This window comes from Psychrobacter sp. 1Y4, from assembly GCF_051847555.1.
On sequence record NZ_JBPYDE010001146.1, the window covers coordinates 1 to 520 of the forward strand.

At 50.2% G+C, this 520-nt stretch carries 1 protein-coding gene; it reads right to left on the reverse strand.

The features are described 5' to 3' along the window. Positions 1 to 520: MFS transporter (locus ACS8FC_RS20855; RefSeq protein ID WP_439298187.1), on the reverse strand; the 520-nt coding region annotated here is incomplete at both ends.

The window sequence follows — 520 nt, forward strand, 5'->3', positions numbered from 1 at the left end:
CACCCCAATCATGGAGATAATAATGGCTACCCGAACCGTACGTGCTGAGCCAAACCGGCGCAGCAAGGTCGTCGATAGTGGCGTAATAATCACACCAAGCAAATACACGGCAAAAATATTGGCGAGCGCACCAGTACCAAGCTCATAAGGCTTATCCGCCAAATGTAAGTTGATAAAAGTGAAGCAGCCTACAAGGGAGAACAGCACACAAGCGCCAAGCAGACAAGCGGTCACCACATAACGATTGGTGACATGCTCACCCAGCGTCTGTATCGCTGAGCGAAAATTGGGATTGGCCTCAAAGTGACGAGACGATGGTAGCATCTTGCCGACCCATATCGCCCCCAACAGCGTCATCGCCGTCATCACATAGTAGCCATTACGCCAGCCAATCAACTCATGCAAATGCCCTAACAAGAACCGACCCATAAAGCCGCCAAGCACGCATCCTGACACATAAAAGGACATCAATTCAGTCATTGCCCGGCCTTCAAACTCCTCACCGATATAAGCAATCGTT